Below are 18,667 nucleotides of genomic sequence, written 5' to 3'. Positions count from 1 at the left end.
AACCATGATCCCTCGGGCGTGTCGCCGCCCGCCACCCGTCGCCCGTCCGCCAGGAGTACGCGTGCCCGACGTCGGCCCGACCGCGGTGCTCCCGCGCCGCCCGCTGACGGTCGGTGAACTGCTGGACTCGGCCGTTCTGCTGCTGCGCGGCCAGGCCCGGCTGCTGGTCCCGCTCGCCGTCCTGCTGGCCCTCGCCGAGCAGGCCCTGCTGCACCCGCTGCGGGTGCTGGCCGACGCGCGCCCGCCGGCGTACTGGCTAGATCCCGACCGGCTCGGCTGGTTCTGGCTGCTGCTCGCGCTCGGCGCCGGGGCCGAGGCGCTGATCATCGCGCTGCTCGGCAACCCGGCCGCCCGAGGCGCCGGGGCCGCGCTGCTCGGCCGCCGGGCCGGGCCGCGGGAGCTGCTGCGCCCCGGCGGCGCCCGGTGGGGCGCCACCCTGCTCGCCGCCGCGGGGGTCGGCCTCGCCGTCAGCCTCGCCGGGCTGACCGGGCCGGCCTGGTTCGTCGCGTACGGGCTGCTCGGCGCGGTCGTCCCGGCGCTGGTGGTGGACCGGCTGCCCGGGTACCGGGCGCCGGGGCGGGCGCTCACGCTCGCGTTCCGCGCCGGCGGGCGGGCCGCCGGCATCCGGCTCCTCGGCTACCTGGGCTGGTGGCTGATCCGGCTCGGCATCGGCCTCGGCGTCTACCACGGCCTCGGGCTGCTGGGCCTGTTCGACCTCGACGCGTACGCGCTGCCGGTCGCCACGGCCGCCTGGGTCGCCGTCAACGCGCTCGCGTACCCCGCACTGGCCTGCCTCGACGCGGTCCTGCACCTGGAGACCCGGATGCGCACCGAGGGCCTGGACATCCGCCTCTCCCGCGCCCCGGCCGGCACCCCGGAACCCGTCCTGCTGGCGGTCCAACGGTGAGCCGGTGGTGGACCGAGGCCGTCGCCGCGCTCGGGGACGTCGTACCGCTGCCGCTGGCCGCCCTGCTCCTGTTGCTCGCCGCGCTGCTGGCCGCCCTGGCCTGGTATTTCTTCCCAGCCTGGGTGCCACGCCGGCTCCCCCGGCCGCGGCTGGGCCGGCCGCGGCTGCGGATCCCCCGGCTACGCCGTCCGCGGCTGCGACTACCCAGATTGCGGCTGCCCCGGCTCCGGCTGCCGCGCCGGCGGCGGGCGGTCCGACCGGCGGACCCGGCCGTCCCGGTGCCCGCGCCCCGGGCGCCCGAGCCGGCGGCGCCCGGTCTCGCCAGCCTCGCCGACCGGCTCGCCGCCGAGGGCCGCTACGCCGAAGCCGTCCGGGAGCGGCTGCGCGACATGGTCCGCGCACTGGTCGACCGGCGGGTCGTGGAACCGCGCCCCGGGATGACCGTCACCGAGCTGGCCACGGCTGCCGCCCACGTCCGGCCCGGGGTGCGGCCCACCCTGCACGCCGCCGGCACGATCTTCTCCGACCTCTGGTACGCGCAGCGCCCGGCCACGCCCGAGCACGACCGCCGGATGCGCGACCTCGCCACCGACCTGCACCGCGAGCTGGCCGGGGACGGTGAGCCCCGGTGACCACCACCCTCGACCCGGCCCACCCGGTCGCCCCGCCGCGACCCCGACGACCCCGGCACCGGCTACTGATCCCGCTCGGGCTTGCGGTGCTGCTGATCGTGGCCACCCTGGTGTTCCACGCCGTCGACCAGCCCGACCCCACCGACCAGGGTTTCCTTTCCCCGGTCACCACCGCCGACGACGGCGGCAGCCGGCTGGCCGAGGCGCTGCGCGGGCAGGGCGTGACCGTACGCCGGGAGACCGACACCAGCCAGGCGCTGCTGGCCACCAGGCCGGGCCCGGCCACGCTCTTCGTACCGGCCCCGGAACTGGTGCACCCGGCCACCGTCGCCGCCCTGGCCGACCTGCCCACCGGCAGCCGGCTGGTGCTGGTCGACCCGCCTCGCCGGATGCTGGAACAGCTGGACCTGCCGCTGCGGCCCACCGACGGCCGCTGGGCCACCCGGGCCACCTCCCCGGGCGCCGACGGCCACCCCTGCCGGCTGGCCGAGGCCACCCGCGCCGGCACGGCCACCGCCGACGGCCAGCGGTACGCCGCCCGCAGCGCCGCACCGGTCGACCGCTGCTACTCCGGCGGGCTGGTCCGGGTGCCGGGGCGTACCGAGGTGGTGGTGATCGGGGCCAGCGACCCGTTCCGCAACGATCGCATCGACGAGTGGGGCAACCAGGCTCTCGCCACCGGCCTGCTCGGCGGCCCCCGACCGCTGGTCTGGCTCGACCTGCCGGCCCCGGCGCCCGCGCCGAGCGGACCGGGCTGGTCGCCGAGCCCCACCGCCGGGAACGGCGACGGCAACGGCGCCCGCGGGGACTTCGACGACGACCGCGCGGACCGCCCACCGGCGCGGCAGAACCCGCTCTGGGACGCCTTCCCGGCCTGGTTCTGGGCACTGCTGGTGCAGCTCTCGCTGGCCGGGTTGCTGGTGGTGCTCTGGCGCGCCCGACGGCTCGGCCCGCCCGTGCCCGAGCCGCTGCCGGTGACCGTCCACTCCGCCGAGACGGTGCTCGGCCGGGCCCGGCTCTACCGCCGGGCCGGTGCCCGGGGCCCGGCCGCCGAGACCCTGCGCGCCGCCGCGCTGGACCGGCTGCTGCCCCGGCTCAACCTGCCGCCCGACACGCCACCGGCCGAGGTGGCCGCCCGGGTCGCCGCGTACGCCGGGGCCGATCCCCAGCGGGTGGCGGAGCTGCTGCACGGCGCCGAGCCGACCACCGACCAGGAACTGCTGGACCTAACCCGCGACCTGGACACCCTGACCCGTACCGTCGCCCACCCGACCGAAGGAGACCCCCGGTGACCGGACCCGTCATCGCCGCCGCGCCGGCCGCGCCGGCCGCCCCGCAGCCCGACGCCCGGGCCGCCCTGCACCGGCTGCGGGCCGAGGTGGCCAAGGCCGTCGTCGGCCAGGACGCGGTGGTCACCGGGCTGGTGATCGCGCTGCTCTGCCGGGGGCACGTGCTGCTGGAGGGCGTACCCGGGGTGGCCAAGACCCTGCTGATCCGGACCGTGGCCACCGCCCTCGACCTGGACTCCAAGCGGGTGCAGTTCACCCCGGACCTGATGCCCGGCGACGTCACCGGGTCGCTGATCTTCGACCCGCACACCGCCGCGTTCACCTTCCGGGAGGGGCCGGTCTTCACCAACCTGCTCCTCGCCGACGAGATCAACCGGACGCCGCCGAAGACCCAGTCGGCACTGCTGGAGGTGATGGAGGAACGGCAGGTCTCCGTCGACGGCGAGCGGCGGGCGCTGCCCGACCCGTTCATCGTCGCCGCCACCCAGAACCCCGTCGAGTACGAGGGCACCTACCCGCTGCCCGAGGCGCAGCTCGACCGGTTCCTGCTCAAGCTGACCGTGCCGCTGCCCAGCCGCGACGAGGAACTGGGCGTGCTCCGCGCGCACCACGCCGGCTTCGACCCGCGCGACCTGGCCGCGGCCGGCGTACGCCCGGTGGCCACCGCGGCCGACCTGGCCGCCGCCCGGGAGGCGGTCGGTCGCGTACACGTGGCCGAGCCGCTCTTCGGGTACCTCGTGGACCTGTGCCGGGCCACCCGGGCCACCCCGGCGCTGGAGCTGGGCGCCTCGCCCCGGGGCGCCACCGCACTGCTCAACACCGCCAAGGCGTGGTCCTGGCTGGCCGGACGCGACCACGTCACCCCGGACGACGTGAAGGCGGTGGCCCGGCCGACCCTGCGGCACCGGCTCCGGCTGCGCCCCGAGGTGGAGCTGGAGGGCGTGACTGTCGACGCGGTGCTGGACACGGTGCTGGCCACCGTGCCGACCCCACGATGACCTGGCGAGCGGGGCTGCTGCTCGCCATCGGCGCGGCGACCCTGCCGGCCTGGCCGGCACCGTTCCTCGGCGTCGCCGTGATGACCGGTGCCGTGCTGCTGCTCGTCGCAATCGACTGGGCCCTCGCGGCGCCGCTGCACGTGCTCACCGCCACCCGCACCGGGGACCGGGCGATCCGGCTGGGCGGCACCGCCACGGTCACCCTGCACCTGGCCAACACCGCCGACCGTACGCTGCGTGCCCAGGTGCGCGACGCCTGGCTGCCCTCGGCGGGGGCCCGGCCGGACGTACCGCCGGGACGGGTGCTGACCGTCGAGCCGGGCGGGACGACCGCGCTGCCCGTCCGCCTCACCCCGGCCCGGCGCGGCGACCGGCCCGCCGCAGCGCTGACCGTACGCTCGCTCGGGCCGCTGCGGCTGGCGTTCCGGCAGCGCGCCGGCCACCCGGCCACGCCACCGTGGACGCTACGCGTGCTGCCCCGCTTCGACTCGCGGCGGCACCTGCCCGAGAAACTGGCGAAGCTGCGGGTCATCGACGGCGTCCAGGTGACCCGGGGACGCGGGCACGGCACCGAGTTCGACACCCTGCGCGAATACGTCGTCGGCGACGACGTGCGCTCGATCGACTGGCGGGCCAGCGCGCGCCGCTCCGACGTGCTGGTGCGTACCTGGCGGCCGGAGCGGGACCGTCGGCTGGTCTGTGTCCTGGACACCGGCCGCACCTCGGCGGTACGCATCGGCGACGAGCCCCGGCTGGACACGGCGATCGACGCGGCGCTGCTGCTCACCGCGCTGGCCGCCCGGGCCGGCGACCGGGTCGACCTGCTCGCCGCCGACGCCTCCGTCCGCGCCACGGTCACCGGCAGCGGCCGGCCCGCGCTGCTCGCCCGCCTGGTGGACGCGGTCGCCCCGCTCCAGCCGGCGCTGGTGGAGACCGACTTCGAACTGATCGCCGGTGAGGTGCTGCGCCGGGAGCGGCAACGCAGCCTGGTGGTGCTCTTCACCGCGTTGGAGGCGGGCGCGCTCGGCGAAGGGCTGCTGCCGGTGCTGCCCCGGCTGGCCGCCCGGCACCGGGTGGTGATCGCGGCGACCCACGACCCGGTGCTGACCGGGCTGACCGTCGCCCCGCCGACCGGCCCGGACGACGCGTACGCGGCGGCGGCGGCCTGGCGGGCGCTGGCCGAACGGGACCGGGTACGGGCCGCCCTGGGCCGGCACGGGGTGACCGTGGTGGACGCTCCCGCCGACCGGCTCGCCCCGACGGTCGCCGACACCTACCTCCGCCTCAAATCCCTCGGCCAACTCTGACCGTCCGCTCAAGGCCCGGCCAGCTTCATGGAAAGCGCGGCTGTTCCGCGCCGGATGGCAACTCATTCTGGGAAAGCCGGGCCACCGTGGCAGCGCCGCCAGGGACGCGGGGTGCCCGGCGAGTGGCGGCGTGGCGGCCGAGCAGCAGGGCGTACGCCAGGAAGGCCAGCCAGACGGTGGCGCCGACGGCCACCCGGACGGCGACCGGCAGCGGTGCCGGGGTCACGAACGCCTCCAGCAGCGCGGAGACCGCGAAGAGCCCGACCAGCCCGGCGGCCACCACGATCGCCGAGCGGCCCGCCTCGGCGACCGCCCGGCCGCGGCTCAGGTGCGCGGGCGGCGCGATCCACGCCCAGCCGGTACGCAGCCCGACCCCGGCCGCCACGAAGATCCCGGTCAGTTCGAGCAGCCCGTGCGGGGTGATCAGCCCGAAGAAGACGTCGCCCCGGCCGTACGAGATCATCACGCCGCCGACCACGCCGATGTTCAGCGCGTTCTGCCACAGCAGATAGAACACCGGCACCACCAGCACCCCCGCGGCGAGGCACTGCGCGGCGAGCCAGGCGTTGTGCGTCCACAGATGGAACGCGAAGGTCGGCGCGGCGAACTCGGTGTAGTAGCCAGCGAAGCCCGAGTCGACCAGCTGCCCGGCGGCCTCCTCGCCGATGAACGCGGCGGCGGTGTCCGGGTGGCCGGCGACGAACCAGATGAGGAAGAAGCTGAGCGCGCTGAACCCGGTCGCCACCCCGCACCACCAGGGCCAGGCCCGGTAGAGGGCGGCCGGCAGGTCGACGAGGAGGAAGCGGCGGACCGCCGCCCAGGACGGCCGGGGCCGGCCGGTGATCCGCGCCCGAGCCGCCAGCACCAGCTGGGAGAGGCGGTTGACCAGCACCGGATCGGGTGCGCGGCTGCGCAGCGCGGACAGGTGGGTGGCGGCCCGCTGGTAGAGCACGACCAGCTCGTCGACCTCGGCCGCGTCGAGCCGGCGCCGCCCGGTCAACTGCTCCAGCCGCCGCCACTCGGCGCCGTGCGCCGCCACGTACGCGTCCAGATCCACGCTGCCTCCCCCGTCCGGCGCTAATGGTGTTCACTGTCCGGGTGAGAGCGCAACCTCCCTCCCCGGCGCGCTCAACCGACGCCGGTCTGGTCAGCGGCGAGGCGGTGGAGCTGGACGTCCGGGCGGCCCGGCTGGGCTCCCGGGTGCTGGCCCTGCTGATCGACCTGCTGGCCCAGCTGGCGGTGGCGCTGCTGCTGGCCGCCGGGCTGTCGGTGGTGCTGTTCAGCCTGCCGTGGGACATCGTGGACGCCGCGCTGTCCGGCGCGTTGCAGACGGTGCTGGTGGTCGTCGTGCTGGTCGGCTACCCGGTGCTGATGGAACGCTTCGTCGGCGGCCGGACGCTCGGCAAGCTGGCCGTGGGGCTGCGGGTGGTCCGCGCCGACGGCGGCCCGGTGGGGATCGGCCAGTCGCTGACCCGGGCCCTGGTCGGCGTCGCGGTGGAGTGGCCGGGCCTGGTGCTGCCGCTGCTGAGCTGGGTGGCGAGCGTGACCGTGATGCTGACCGACCCGCGCGGGCGACGGCTGGGCGACCTGGTGGCCGGCACGCTGGTGGTGCACACCCGAGGCGCGGGCAGTTGGCGCCCGGCTCCACCGGCCGTGCCGCCGCTGCTCGGCTGGGCGCGGAGCCTCGACCTGACCCGGGTGGACGACGGGTTGGCCCTGGCCGTGCGGCAGTATCTCGGCCGGGTGCACCAGCTCGCCGAGCCGGACCGCCGCCGGCTGGGCCGGCAGCTCTGGGCCGAGGTCGCCGCGGTCACCTCGCCGCCTCCGCCGTGGGCCGCGCCCGAGCCGGCGTACCTGGCCGCCGTGCTGGCCGAGCGTGGCCGGCGCGCCGCCTACCGGCTGGGACGTACCCGAATGGTCACCGCCGCCCTCTGGCCGGAGCTGGCCCCGCCGACCGCAGCCACGGCACCGCCCGCAAGCCCGCCGCCCGCAGCGCCGGCCGCGGCCCCGCTGCGGCCCGCCGCGCCGGCACGCGCCGTCCCCACCCAGCCCGATCCGGTACGCGGACAGCCCACCCCGGTCGAGGCGGAGCCCTCACCCACCTGGCCCCGGCCGGCCCGAACGGATCTCGTTGATCGCTGACGGGTGACCGGCCCGGGTACGGCGGTCAGGAGAAGAGGGCGCGACCCCACCAGTCGGCGGCGTCGCGGACGCCCGGCGGGCAGGCGAAGAGCCCGCTGGAGACGTGCCGCAGGTACTCGTTCATCGCGTCGTTCCGGGCGAGCCGGGTCTGGATCGGCACGAACTGCCGGCGCGGGTCCCGCTGGTACGCCATGAAGAAGAGCCCGGCGTCGAGCCGGCCCAGACCGTCCGAGCCGTCCACGAAGTTGTAGCCGCGACGCAGCAGGTGCGCCCCGTTGTTCAGCGCGGGGTGGGCGAGCCGGACGTGCGCGGTCTCGGCGATCACCGGCTGCCCGTCGTCGCCCTTGGCGGCGAAGTCCGGCTCGTCGAACTCGCCGGCCCGGCCCAGCGGGGCGCCAGTGCCCTTGGTCCGGCCGACGATCTGCTCCTGCTCGGCCAGCGAGCTGCGGTCCCACGTCTCGATCAGCATCCGGATCTTGCGGGTGACCAGGTACGACCCGCCGGTCATCCAGTCCGGCCCGTCGCCGGGCTGCGCCCAGAGCTGCTCCCGGAGCAGGGTGGCGTCCTCGGCCTTCAGGTTGGCGGTGCCGTCCTTGAAACCGAACAGGTTGCGCGGGGTGGCCTGGTCCCGCGAGGTCGACGAGGTACGCCCGAAGCCGAGCTGGGACCAGCGGACGCTGACCACACCCATGCCGATCCGGGCCAGGTTGCGGATGGCGTGCACCGCCACCTGCGGGTCGCTGGCGCAGGCCTGGACGCAGATGTCCCCGCCGGAGATCTCCGGCCGGAGCGCGTCCCCGGCGAAGTGCGGCAGGTCGGCGAGGGCTGCCGGACGCTTGTCGGCGATGCCGAACCGGTCCTTGCCCTGGGCGTCGCGGAACAGCGTGGGGCCGAAGCCCACGGTGAGGGTGAGCTGCGACGGGGGCAGGCCGAGCGCCTCGCCGGTGTCGTCGGGCGGAGCCTCCGGGACGCCGCCGACCGCACCGACCAGGCCGGCGTCCTTGCCCGCGGTCATCCGGGCCGCGGCGGCGGTCCACTCCTGCAGGAGCGCGACGAGCTTCGCCCGGTCCTTGGTGATCACGTCGAACGCGACGAAGTGCAGCCGGTCCTGGGCCGGGGTGGTGATGCCGGCCTGGTGCTCGCCGTGGAACGGCACCGCCCCGGCGGCCTTGTCGGTGGCCGCCGCGTGGTCGCCGCCGCCGAGCAGCGCGCCCGCTCCGCCCGCCACTCCGGCCACGCCGGCCACGCCGACCCCGGCCAGGGTGATGGCCCGCCGCCGGGACAGGGTGGTCCCGGTGCTCTGCTCGCTCATGGCGTCACCTTCCGACCCGGTCGTCATCGGGCGACGACTGCGGCCACCTTGCTGACCGGCTCGGCCAGCGCGTTGATGCTGTCGGAGAGCTCCTTCAGCTCGGCCTTGCTGAGCTGGGTGTGGAGCTTCCAGCCGTCACCGGCTCGGTGCTTGCCGAGGGTCGACTCCACGTTGGCGAACTCGGTGTCGAGCTGCTTGACCAGCTCGGGCGAGCGCTGCTCCAGCGCCGGGCGCAGCGCGGCGATCGCCGCCTTGGAGCCCTCCAGGTTGGCGTTGAAGTCCCAGAGGTCGGTGTGCGAGTACCGCTCCTCCTCGCCGGTGATCTTGCCACTGGCCACCTCGTCGAGCAGCGCCTTGGCGCCGTTGGCGAGCTGGAGCGGGGTGAGCTTCTCGGCGTTGGCCTTCGCCACCAGGGCCTTGACGTCGGCGACCAGCTGGTCGGCGATCGGCCCGTCCTTGCTGATGTCGCCGCCGGTCCAGAGGTCCTTCTCGAGCCGGTGGTAGCCGGTCCACGCCATGCCCTCCTCGACGACCTCCTCCCGGCCGTCGATCTTCGGGTCGAGGTCGCCGAAGCTCGCCGCGACCGGCTCGATCCGCTCGAAGTAGGTCCGGGCGACCGGGTACAGCGCCTTGGCCTTCGCCACGTCGTTGGCCTTGACCGCGGCGGCGAACTCCTCGGTCTTGGCCAGGAACGCGGCAGTCTGGCTGTTGACGTAGCGCTGGTAGCTGGCGGTGGCCTCGCTCAGCGCGGCGTCGGGGGCGACGGAAGCGGCGGTGCCGCTGACCTTCAGCGCGCCCCGGATGCCCCGGCCGCTCATCCCCGGCTTGCAGGCCGTCTCGTACGTCCCGGCCGGCAGCTCGACCCGGAGCTCGCGGCTCAGGCCGGGAGCGATGTTCTCCACCTCGCCCATCACCCGGTCACCGGTGGCGTACACGTAGAACTCGTTGACCTTGGACCCGGAGTTGGTCACCTTGAAGGTCACCTGACCGGCCTCGATCTCCGTGGTGCCCACCTCACAGGCGCTGTCGGTGGCCTTGACCGCGATCGGCCCGCCGGACTTCGCGTCCGGCTTGTCGTCGCCACCACTGCAGCCGGCCAGGCCGGCGACGGCGAGCATCCCGGCGGCGGCGGGCACGACGAATCGAGTGGTACGCATCGGTGGTGTGTCTCCTCAGGAAACGGACGGTCAGGCGGGCTGCACGGGGCTGGCGGACGCGTCGGTGGCGGCCTTCGCCACCTCGGTCGGCTTGGCGACCGGCTTGGCCGGCTTGCGCAGGAAGAGGACGAGCACCGGCACCGCGTACGCCACCCAGGCGACCATCTCGAGCACGCTCGGGGCGGCGGTGATGTTGAACATGCCGCTGAGCAGGGTCGCGTACCAGGTGCTCGGGTCGAGCACCGAGGAGATGTCGAAGGCGTGGTTGTTGAGGCCGGGCAGCACGCCGGCCTCCTGGAAGTCGTGCACGCCGTACTTGAAGATGCCGGCGGCGACCAGGATCAGCAGCGCGCCGGTCCAGGTGAAGAACTTGCTCAGGTTGAGCTTGAGGGCGCTGCGGTAGAGCAGGAAGCCGATCAGCACGGCGGTGGCGATGCCCCCGACCAGCGCGAGCATGGCATCCCGGCCGGCACCGCCGACGGTGCTCTTCGCGGCGGAGTAGAAGATCAGTGCGGTCTCCAGGCCCTCCCGGATGACCGCGAGGAACGCCATGCCCATCACCGCGAAGGCGCCGACGGCGAGCGCCTCGGTGAGCTTGCCGCGCAGCTCACCGGCGATGCTCCGGGCGGCCTTGCGCATCCAGAAGATCATCCAGGTGACGAAGACGACGGCGGCGACGGAGGTGATCGCGTCGAAGAGTTCCCGCGACTCCGAGGTCCGCAGCAGCGCGGTCGAGGTGTACTCGATCAGCCAGCCGAAGAGCACCGACAGGGCCACGGCCGCGCCGACACCGAGCCACACGTGCGGCAGCCGGCTGCGGCGGTTCGACTTGACCAGGAACGCGACCAGGATGCTGACCACGAGGGTCGCCTCCAGGCCTTCCCGCAGGCCGATCAGGTACGTGGCGAACATCGGTACTCCGTGATTGGTTAGGCACGCCTCAGTTAACTTAGGGCAGCCATACCTTCCTCCGGATCCGGGCCGCCGTCAAGTCGTTCAAGCGAACGTCACCCGGATCGACGGCAACCGGACAAGCGCTGGTCAGCCCAGCTTTCCCTGACGGTGGCGAGGGTCACCAGGGCCATCCGGCCCCACCCGACCATCGGGATCCGGCGCGGCGCGCCGGGGCCGGCGGAATTGTCCGCGTACCAGAAAGGGACCGGGACGGCCGCGCGGCGGTCGACCCCGGTCCCTTTCTGGTGTGGCTCAGTAGCGGTAGTGCTCCGGCTTGAACGGCCCCTCCTGCGGCACGCCGAGGTAGGCGGCCTGCTCCTTGGAGAGGGTGGTCAGCTTGGCGCCGAGCGCGGCCAGGTGCAGCCGGGCGACCTTCTCGTCCAGGTGCTTGGGAAGCACGTACACGCCGATCGGGTATTCGGCGGTCTTGGTGAAGAGCTCGATCTGGGCGATCGTCTGGTTGGCGAACGAGTTCGACATGACGAAGCTCGGGTGCCCGGTGGCGTTGCCCAGGTTCAGCAGGCGGCCCTCGGAGAGCACGATGATCGCGTGGCCGTCCTCGAACCGCCAGACGTCGACCTGCGGCTTGATGTTCTCCCGGGTCACGTCCGAGCGCTTCGCCAGGCCGGCCATGTCGATCTCGTTGTCGAAGTGGCCGATGTTGCCGACGATGGCCTGGTGCTTCATCCGGGCCATGTGCTCGTTGGTGATGACGTTGAAGCAGCCGGTGGCGGTGATGAAGATGTCGGCCTGCTCGACCACGTCGTCCAGGGTGGCGACCTGGTAGCCGTCCATCGCCGCCTGGAGCGCGCAGATCGGGTCGACCTCGGTCACCACGACCCGGGCACCCTGGCCGCGCAGCGACTCGGCGCAGCCCTTGCCCACGTCGCCGTAGCCGAGCACGACGGCCATCTTGCCGCCGATCAGCACGTCGGTGGCCCGGTTGATGCCGTCGATGAGCGAGTGCCGGCAGCCGTACTTGTTGTCGAACTTGCTCTTGGTCACCGAGTCGTTGACGTTGATGGCCGGGAAGAGCAGGGTGCCGTTGCGGTGCATCTCGTAGAGCCGGTGCACGCCGGTGGTGGTCTCCTCGGTCACGCCCTTGATGCCGCCGGCGATCCGGGTCCAGCGCTGGCCGTCCTCGGCGAGCGAGCGGTGCAGCAGCTTGAGGATGACCGCGTACTCCTCGGAGTCGGCGGACTCGACCGGCGGCACGACGCCGGCCTTCTCGAACTCGAAGCCCTTGTGCACGAGCAGGGTGGCGTCGCCGCCGTCGTCCAGGATCATGTTGGGACCCTGCCCGTCCGGCCAGGTGAGCACCTGCTCGGTGCACCACCAGTACTCCTCCAGGCTCTCGCCCTTCCAGGCGTAGACCGGGACGCCGGCGGGGGCCTCGGGAGTGCCGTTCGGGCCGACGACGATCGCGGCGGCGGCGTGGTCCTGGGTGGAGAAGATGTTGCAGGACGCCCAGCGGACCTGCGCGCCGAGCGCCACCAGGGTCTCGATCAGGACGGCGGTCTGGATGGTCATGTGGAGCGAGCCGGTGATACGCGCGCCGGCGAGCGGCTGGGCGTCGGCGTACTCCCGCCGGATCGCCATCAGACCGGGCATCTCGTGCTCGGCGAGCCGGATCTCCTTACGCCCGAACGCGGCGAGCGACAGATCCGCCACCTTGTAGTCGCCCTCGGCGAGGGTGGTCGGCCGGGCCTCGGACGACGCGCCGCTGGGGGTCGCCGGGAGGGTGCTGGTCATGGAAGCTCCTGTCGAACGAAGTGCTGCGCAGCTCTTTACCTTACGCGCGTGGCCTTCTTCACCCGTGCCCGGTTGTCCGATGACGTCCGTTCCGCTCGGCGGACAGCGCACGGGGCGGTCGGTCGTGAACGGACTCTCCGCCCACGGTCCGGCCGCCCCGTGCATCCCCCCGGTTTGGTTCCCCGCGCGTTACCGGACCTTTCGTCGCGACAACACTGCGTACCCATAGAGTCACACTGAGCGACTGTCGCGTCAAGCTATTTCGGGAAAGTCGGACTCGCCCAGGTGGGCGGCCCTGCGGTCAGCGCAGCCCACAGGTGGCGACGAACGCCTCACCCTCGCCGCCGATCACCAGCGGCCCGCCGGCCGCGGTGCCCACCGCCGCCTGGCCCGGCCCCAGCACCACCGTGCCGACCCCGTCGTCCACCGCGAGCTTGCCGACGCGGCAGAGCACCACCCGCGGGCCGGGCAGCGTCAACCGCACCCCCGGACCGCCGGCCGCCACCTCGACCCGATGCAGCGCGAAATCCTCGATCGGGACCGGCCAGGTCACCACCCCGGGCGCCACCGCGACCGGCGCGACCACCGGCTCGTCGAGCACCTCGAACCGCAGCACCCGCAGCAACTCGTCCACGTCCACCCGCTTCGGGGTGAGGCCGCCACGCAGCACGTTGTCACTGGCCGCCATGATCTCCACGCCGGTGCCGCGCAGATAGGCGTGCAGGTTGCCGGCGGGCATCCAGATCGCCTCGCCCGGGACCAGCCGGACGTGGTGCAGCAGCAGCGCCACCAGCACCCCCGGGTCGGCCGGGTAGTCGACCGCCAGGCTCCGGGCCAGCACCGCATCCGGCCCGGCGACGTCCGCCGTCAGCACGGCCGCCACCAGCCCGGCCCGCTCCGCCTCCGGCCAGCTCAGCAGCAGGCGGACGGCCTCCCGCAGCCCCGCCGGCCCGGTGCGCAGCGCCGCCACCACCGGCTCCAGCACCGGTACGCCGAACGCCGCGAGCGCCGCCGCCGACTCGGCCGGATCCCGGAACCCGCAGAGCGCCTCGAACTCGGAGAGCGCCACCAGCAGCTCCGGCTTGTGGTACGGGTCGACGTAGTTGACCCGGCCGGTGTCGGCGGCGTGCCCGGCCCGGGCCTGCTCGGCGTCCGGATGGGCCTGGAGGCTGAGCGGGGCGTCCGCGGCCAGCACCTTCAGCAGAAACGGCAGCCGGGTGCCGAACCGGCCGACCACCCGCTCGCCCAGCCAGTGCGCCGGCTCGGCCAGCAGCAGCTCGGTGAGGCTGACCGGACTGCCGTCCCGGTCCACCGTGGCCGGGGCGCCCGGATGGGCACCCAGCCACAGCTCGGCCTCCGGCCCGTCGCTCGGCACCGGTCGCCCCTGCAACTCGGCGATCGCGATACGCGAGCCCCAGGCGTAGTCCCGGATCCGGCCCCGCAGCAGCTCCAAGGTCAGCTCCCGGTCGGCCCGGCCGCCTCACCCGGTCCGGCCTCGTCGGGCTGTGGGACCGCGGTGTGCGAGGCCGAACCGCTGCCGGCCCGGTCCGCCGCCGCACTGTAGATGTCGGGCTCCAGATAGATGACCCGGGCGATCGGCACGGCGGAACGGATCCGCGCCTCCACGGCGTTGATGCCCCGGGCCAGTTCCTCGGCCGTCTCGCAGGGCGGCACGGCGATCTTCGCGGCCACCATCAGCTCCTCCGGCCCCAGGTAGAGGGTCTTCATGTGGATGATCCGCTCCACCTCCGGGCCGGCGGTGACGGCCCGCTCGATCGCGGCCAGATCCTTCGGCTCGGCGCCCTCACCCAGCAGCAGGCTCTTGGTCTCGACGGCCAGGATGATCGCGATGGTCACCAGCAGCACGCCGATCATCGCCGTGCCGAGGGCGTCCCACTTACCGTTGCCGGTGGCCAGCGTCATGCCGACGCCGAACAGCGCGAAGACCAGACCGACCAGCGCGCCGAAGTCCTCCAGCAGCACCACCGGCAGCTCCGGGGCCTTGGCCCGGCGGATGAAGTGCACCCACGACTGCTTGCCCCGGACCTGGTTGGACTCCTTGATGGCCGTACGGAAGGAGAAGCCCTCCAGCACGATCGCGACCACCAGCACGATCACCGGCACCGCCTGCCACTTGGTGATCGCCTCCGGGTGCGACCACTTGTGGTATGCCTCGTACAGCGCGAACAGACCACCGAGGCTGAACAGCACGATCGACACGATGAACGCGTAGATGTAGCGCTCCCGGCCGTAGCCGAACGGGTGCTGCGGAGTGGCCTCCCGCTGGGCCCGCCGGCCGCCGAGCAGCAGCAGCCCCTGGTTGCCGGAGTCGGCGACCGAGTGGATCGACTCGGCCAGCATCGACGACGAGCCGGTCAGCAGGAACGCGACGAACTTGGTGACGGCGATGCCGATGTTGGCCAGCAGCGCGGCGACGATCGCCCTCGTGCCCCCGTTCGCGCTCACGCCGCCGCCTCGCTGATGGTTCGTTCGCTCACGGGTTTGCCAGCTCCTTCATCTCCGTGACGGCCGGTACGGCCATCGGGTCCAGCCCGTGGGCCAGGGCGAGGTAGACCGAGGCGAAGTCCGGCACCGCGATCAGCGAGGCGAGCCGCTCCAGCGCCGACCCGCCCTCGGCGGTGACCACGTCGCAGCGCACCCCGCGCCGCTCGGCGAGGGTCTGCACCGCGTCGGCCCGGCGTTCCTCCACGGCGAGCGGCTCGTCGGTGTCGTCCTCGGCGTTCAGGCCGCCGTCGCGCAGCAGCACCAGCCGCAGCCGGGTGGCATCGCCGCCGGCCTCGTCCGGGTCGGCGAAGATGTCCCGCTCCCCCTCGGCCAGCCCGCCGAAGACGCCGTCGAGCAGGCCGACCCGGCCCCGGCCCGCCTCGCCCAGCGCCCCGGTGGTCACCGGGTAGCGGGCGTTGGCCGAGAGCGTGTCACCGAACCGGCGGGCAGCCACCGTGGCCAGCGGGGACGAACCCCACACGATCGGGATCGACCCGGCCAGGCCCAGGGCCAGCGACTTCGCCGGGTTGACGAAGGACTCGGCGGTAGGCCGGGACCGGTCCGCGTCCGCGTCCAGCCGGGCCGCCGTCTCGGCCAGGTCCGCCTCGTTGACCTTCACCAGCCCGAGCGTACGGGCGGCGAGCAGGACCGGAACGGTGAGCGCCCAGAGACTGGCCCGCGCCGGAGCGCGCCGGGGCACGGGGATGAACGGCGCCCGGGCCCGCTCGGCCACCGACTGCAACTGGGAGTCCGGAGCGCCGACGGCGACCAGCCGGGCCCCCCGCCGGTGCGCGGCCTCGGCGGCACCCAGCGCCTCGGGACTGCGGCCGGAGGCGCTGACCGCGATCACCACGTCCGCCGCGCCCACCCAGCCCGGGACACCGGCGCTGCGGTGCGGGATGACGGGCACCGGGCAGCGCGGCCCGGCGACCGTGGCCAGCACGTCCCCGGTCCGCCCGGCGGTGCCGATGCCCGCGATGACCACGGCCCGCGGCCGCCCCTCGTCGGCGAGCACGCTCAGGTTCGCCTCGGCAGCCAGCGCCGCCGACTCGCGTACCTGGGCGCCGGCCGAGGCGGTGAACCGCAGCATGCCGCCGGGATCCTGCTCGGCGAGCAGATCCGGGTTGTCCAGCAGCGACTCGTCCGCGTGCCGATGCCCGCTGACCCCGGCCGTACCCTCCATCACCGCTGCGACTCCGAACCGCCACGCGCGTCGCCCACGGGCCCGCCGCGCGCCTCGTCCAGCAGCAGCACCGGCACGTCGTCGCGAACCTCGAAGATCCGGCCGCACTCCGTACAGGTCAGCGTCTGCGCCTGCGGGTCGTAGTCGAGCGGGGCGTGGTGTGTGTCCGGGCAGGCGAGGATCTCGAGCAACTGCGGGTCCAGGGCCACGGCGCGGCTCCTTCCACGTATGCGGTCTCACCGGTCGGCGGTGCCGTCCGGCGCACGCGATCTTATCGGCGAACCTGTGCCGGCACCGCGCCACCGAGCGAGATCATCTCGACCTCCTCGAACGCCCACCGGCCGCCGTGGCGGCGGCACCACTCATGTCGCCACCACACACCGTCACCGTAACCCCCGGCGGGCGGCCGGGTCCGGGCTCAGCGGGGCGGGCGGGGCAGCACCGTGGTGGCGTCGCCGCCGGCAGACGCCGGCGGTTCGCCAACTGGGCGGTCTCCCGCGGCGGGAGCGCCGTACACGTTGCCGGTCGGGCGGGGCGCCGCGGCCCCGCCGTAGACGGTGGGGGTGGCCGGCTGCTGCCCGTTCACCTGGCCCGCCGGGGCCCCAGAGCGGTACGTGGTGCCGGCGCTGCGCGGCAGCGGGACCGGCGGGTAGCCGGTGCCCCCCTCGGCTGATTTCTCCGCCCGGTTGCGGCGCACCAGCAGCACGATGAGGGCGGCGCCGACGAGCACCAGGGCGATACCGACCCACATGATCGGGGAACCTCCGGAGGATGTCTCGGCCGCCGCGGCGCTGGCCCCGGCGGTCGGGGCGAGCGCGGCCACCACGGCGGTCCCGCTGTCGGCCTCGCCCGCCGGCGTCGTCGCGGCGCTCGGGGTGGGGGTCGGGGACGGCTTCCGGGTCGGCGTCGGGGACGGCGTCACGGCCTTCGCCCCGCCCACCACGCGGGCCTCATCGGCTGCCCGGCCGATTTCCCGGCCGACCGCGGTGGTCGCCTCGCCGACGACGATCACCCGCCCGCCGGGCGCGCCGTTCAGGAAGGCGACCCGGTAGCGAACCGTGATCTCCTTGCCCTTGCACAGGTTCGGCTTGGCCGGAGACGTGGCCGATGTGCGCACCGTGCCGCCACCGGAGACCGGCACCGGCCACCAGCGCCCGTCATAGTTGACGTGCACTTCGACCTGGTTGGCCGCGAGGCCGTCGAGCCGCAGGCCCAACGCGGTCCGCAGCAGCACACAGCCATCGGTACGCTTGCGCACCTCGACCGCCACCGTGCCGGGCGATCCGCCGACCTTGAAGCTGTCCCCGACGCGCACCGACACCCGGTCGTCCTCGGCGAACGCCGGAGATGCGCCGACCGCCACCAGGCCGCCCAGCATCACGCCGACCATGGCCAGCCGCGCCGCATGCCGCCTCACCGACATCTCCACCTCACCGCATCCACCCCGTCCGGGTCCGCCGGTCAGGGTACTACCGGGCCTGGCCGGTACCCGCCCATCGAGCGCTCCACATGTGCGCCGCGACACCTCCTCCGGCCCCGCCACCCTCGACGCCCGCTGATCAGGGCAGCCCGCCGACAGCCGCCCGCGAGCACGCCGGTGGACGCCCGGCGACGGATGATCGGGGCCCTGCCGACAGCCGCCGGGCGAGCGGTGGCGGACCGTCAGGCGAGGGCGGCGGCCAGCGCCTGCCGGCACAGCCGGTCGGCCGTCCGGGTGGTCTCCGGCAGTCGGTAGCGCGGTGTCAAGGCGAGCACCCGATCGACCGCGTTGTCCAGGCTCATCCGATGGCCGACGCTCACGAACACCGGCTTCACCCCGTCCCGGGTACGCAGCACCCGGCCGACCACCTCACCGCCGTCGCGCAGCGGCGTCCAGGCGCCCCGCTCCGGGCCCGGCTCGTCCCACTCGCCGACCAGCGGGGTCTTGCCCACGCCGATCGCGGGCAGCCCGGTGACCAGGCCGAGATGGCAGGCCAGCCCGAACCGGCGCGGGTGCGCCAACCCGTGCCCGTCGCAGACCAGCAGGTCGGGACGGACGGTCAGCCGGTCCAGGGCCTCCAGCAAGGCGGGCAGCTCGCGGAAGGCGAACAGCCCCGGCACGTACCCGAAGGCGGGCCGGCCCACGCTGACCGCCTCGTCGACCACGGCCAGGGTGCCGGCGTCCAGCACGGTGACGGCCGCCGCGAGCCGGTCACCGCCCTCTGCGTACGCGACGTCGAGGCCGGCCACCGTCGTGGGCGCGGTCGGTCCCGGCCCGACCAGATCCACCCGCGACCGCAACTCCTCCTGTACGCGCAGCGCCTCCGCGACGTCGGCCGGCGGCCGGTACGGGATTCCCCCGGCCGTCACGACCGGTCGGACTTCCGGCCGACGCCGGTGAACGCGATCCCGAACGCCACTCCGATCCCGATACCCATGGCGATGCCTCCGGCGCCACCGATGGTGAGCAGCCCGATCACCAGGCCCAGCACGATCCCTGTCGCCCAGAGAGCGGCCTTCCGCGTACCCGTCACCAGTTCACGGTAGCCA

The 18,667-nt window shown here is 74.3% G+C and carries 18 protein-coding genes; 6 read left to right on the top strand and 12 right to left on the bottom strand.

The genetic code is table 11. From position 1 onward, the window contains the following. The first annotated feature begins 61 nt into the window (after positions 1-61). Genes ACFYML_RS16975 through ACFYML_RS16955 form a run of 5 tightly spaced genes read left to right on the top strand, consistent with a single transcriptional unit; the run spans position 62 to position 5,133 of the window. Positions 62-907: a hypothetical protein gene (locus ACFYML_RS16975; protein WP_387421496.1), complete on the top strand. Its 846-nt coding sequence runs from the start codon at positions 62-64 to the stop codon at positions 905-907. Continuing rightward, complete coding sequence (locus ACFYML_RS16970; RefSeq protein ID WP_387421495.1) at positions 904-1,539, top strand: DUF4129 domain-containing protein; 636 nt, start codon at positions 904-906, stop codon at positions 1,537-1,539. Before ACFYML_RS16975 ends, ACFYML_RS16970 begins: the two co-directional genes overlap by 4 nt. Next, a complete protein-coding gene (locus tag ACFYML_RS16965; RefSeq protein ID WP_387421494.1) occupies positions 1,536-2,831 on the top strand; it encodes a DUF4350 domain-containing protein in 1,296 nt (431 codons plus the stop codon). The genes ACFYML_RS16970 and ACFYML_RS16965 overlap by 4 nt, the downstream gene beginning before the upstream one ends. Next, positions 2,828-3,826 carry an AAA family ATPase gene (locus ACFYML_RS16960; protein ID WP_387421493.1) on the top strand — a complete coding sequence of 333 codons (999 nt, stop codon included), beginning with the start codon at positions 2,828-2,830 and terminating at the stop codon, positions 3,824-3,826. Before ACFYML_RS16965 ends, ACFYML_RS16960 begins: the two co-directional genes overlap by 4 nt. Continuing rightward, positions 3,823-5,133 (top strand): DUF58 domain-containing protein, encoded by a 1,311-nt coding sequence (locus ACFYML_RS16955; protein WP_387421492.1) that lies wholly within the window; start codon positions 3,823-3,825, stop codon positions 5,131-5,133. The genes ACFYML_RS16960 and ACFYML_RS16955 overlap by 4 nt, the downstream gene beginning before the upstream one ends. A 25-nt stretch (positions 5,134-5,158) precedes the next feature. On the opposite strand, the gene ACFYML_RS16950 is transcribed toward ACFYML_RS16955, so the two are convergent. Continuing rightward, positions 5,159-6,190 (bottom strand): stage II sporulation protein M, encoded by a 1,032-nt coding sequence (locus tag ACFYML_RS16950; RefSeq protein WP_387421491.1) that lies wholly within the window; start codon positions 6,188-6,190, stop codon positions 5,159-5,161. Positions 6,191-6,231: 41 nt separating this feature from the next. On the opposite strand from ACFYML_RS16950, the gene ACFYML_RS16945 reads away from it, so the two are divergent. After that, positions 6,232-7,275 carry an RDD family protein gene (locus ACFYML_RS16945; RefSeq protein ID WP_387421490.1) on the top strand — a complete coding sequence of 348 codons (1,044 nt, stop codon included), beginning with the start codon at positions 6,232-6,234 and terminating at the stop codon, positions 7,273-7,275. Positions 7,276-7,300: 25 nt separating this feature from the next. Here ACFYML_RS16945 and efeB read toward each other — a convergent pair whose 3' ends face one another. The 11 genes from efeB to ACFYML_RS16890 all read right to left on the bottom strand — a co-directional run bounded on the left by efeB (position 7,301) and on the right by ACFYML_RS16890 (position 18,651). Then, entirely contained in the window at positions 7,301-8,614 is a 1,314-nt protein-coding gene (gene efeB, locus ACFYML_RS16940) for an iron uptake transporter deferrochelatase/peroxidase subunit (protein WP_387421489.1), read from the bottom strand. Further along, positions 8,611-9,744: an iron uptake system protein EfeO gene (gene efeO / locus ACFYML_RS16935; protein ID WP_387421488.1), complete on the bottom strand. Its 1,134-nt coding sequence runs from the start codon at positions 9,742-9,744 to the stop codon at positions 8,611-8,613. The genes efeB and efeO overlap by 4 nt, the downstream gene beginning before the upstream one ends. 30 nt (positions 9,745-9,774) lie before the next feature. After that, positions 9,775-10,656, bottom strand: a complete 882-nt coding sequence (gene efeU / locus ACFYML_RS16930; protein ID WP_387421487.1) for an iron uptake transporter permease EfeU — start codon at positions 10,654-10,656, stop codon at positions 9,775-9,777. 294 nt (positions 10,657-10,950) lie between these two features. Next, the gene (gene ahcY / locus ACFYML_RS16925; RefSeq protein WP_387421486.1) at positions 10,951-12,450 is read right to left on the bottom strand and encodes an adenosylhomocysteinase; all 1,500 of its coding nucleotides are present in this window, start codon (positions 12,448-12,450) and stop codon (positions 10,951-10,953) included. A gap of 301 nt (positions 12,451-12,751) precedes the next feature. Beyond that, positions 12,752-13,903 (bottom strand): mannose-6-phosphate isomerase, class I, encoded by a 1,152-nt coding sequence (gene manA, locus ACFYML_RS16920; protein ID WP_387421485.1) that lies wholly within the window; start codon positions 13,901-13,903, stop codon positions 12,752-12,754. Between the two features lie 2 nt (positions 13,904-13,905). Next, on the bottom strand, positions 13,906-14,916 hold the full coding sequence (locus ACFYML_RS16915; RefSeq protein ID WP_387421484.1) for a cation diffusion facilitator family transporter: 1,011 nt from the start codon (positions 14,914-14,916) through the stop codon (positions 13,906-13,908). A gap of 28 nt (positions 14,917-14,944) precedes the next feature. After that, the gene (locus ACFYML_RS16910) at positions 14,945-16,141 is read right to left on the bottom strand and encodes an SIS domain-containing protein (RefSeq protein WP_387421483.1); all 1,197 of its coding nucleotides are present in this window, start codon (positions 16,139-16,141) and stop codon (positions 14,945-14,947) included. Continuing rightward, a complete protein-coding gene (locus ACFYML_RS16905; RefSeq protein WP_387421482.1) occupies positions 16,138-16,347 on the bottom strand; it encodes a Trm112 family protein in 210 nt (69 codons plus the stop codon). The genes ACFYML_RS16910 and ACFYML_RS16905 overlap by 4 nt, the downstream gene beginning before the upstream one ends. A 209-nt stretch (positions 16,348-16,556) precedes the next feature. After that, entirely contained in the window at positions 16,557-17,561 is a 1,005-nt protein-coding gene (locus ACFYML_RS16900) for a hypothetical protein (protein WP_387421481.1), read from the bottom strand. A gap of 239 nt (positions 17,562-17,800) precedes the next feature. Then, complete coding sequence (gene nfi, locus ACFYML_RS16895; RefSeq protein ID WP_387421480.1) at positions 17,801-18,487, bottom strand: deoxyribonuclease V; 687 nt, start codon at positions 18,485-18,487, stop codon at positions 17,801-17,803. Continuing rightward, complete coding sequence (locus ACFYML_RS16890) at positions 18,484-18,651, bottom strand: hypothetical protein (protein ID WP_387421479.1); 168 nt, start codon at positions 18,649-18,651, stop codon at positions 18,484-18,486. Before ACFYML_RS16890 ends, nfi begins: the two co-directional genes overlap by 4 nt. Between the last annotated feature and the right edge of the window lie 16 nt (positions 18,652-18,667).

The sequence above is a fragment of the Micromonospora sp. NPDC007230 genome, from assembly GCF_042869115.1.
Classification (GTDB): Bacteria; Actinomycetota; Actinomycetes; order Mycobacteriales; family Micromonosporaceae; genus Micromonospora.
This window is presented reverse-complemented; position numbering and strand designations above follow the sequence as displayed.

Bases quoted from the DNA above. Each gene is read 5' to 3' on its own strand.
- efeU (WP_387421487.1), bottom strand. From the start codon at position 10,656: ATGTTCGCCACGTACCTGATCGGCCTGCGGGAAGGCCTGGAGGCGACC.
- efeB (WP_387421489.1), bottom strand. From the start codon at position 8,614: ATGACGACCGGGTCGGAAGGTGACGCCATGAGCGAGCAGAGCACCGGG.
- efeO (WP_387421488.1), bottom strand. From the start codon at position 9,744: ATGCGTACCACTCGATTCGTCGTGCCCGCCGCCGCCGGGATGCTCGCC.
- ACFYML_RS16955 (WP_387421492.1), top strand. From the start codon at position 3,823: ATGACCTGGCGAGCGGGGCTGCTGCTCGCCATCGGCGCGGCGACCCTG.
- ahcY (WP_387421486.1), bottom strand. From the start codon at position 12,450: ATGACCAGCACCCTCCCGGCGACCCCCAGCGGCGCGTCGTCCGAGGCC.
- ACFYML_RS16900 (WP_387421481.1), bottom strand. From the start codon at position 17,561: ATGTCGGTGAGGCGGCATGCGGCGCGGCTGGCCATGGTCGGCGTGATG.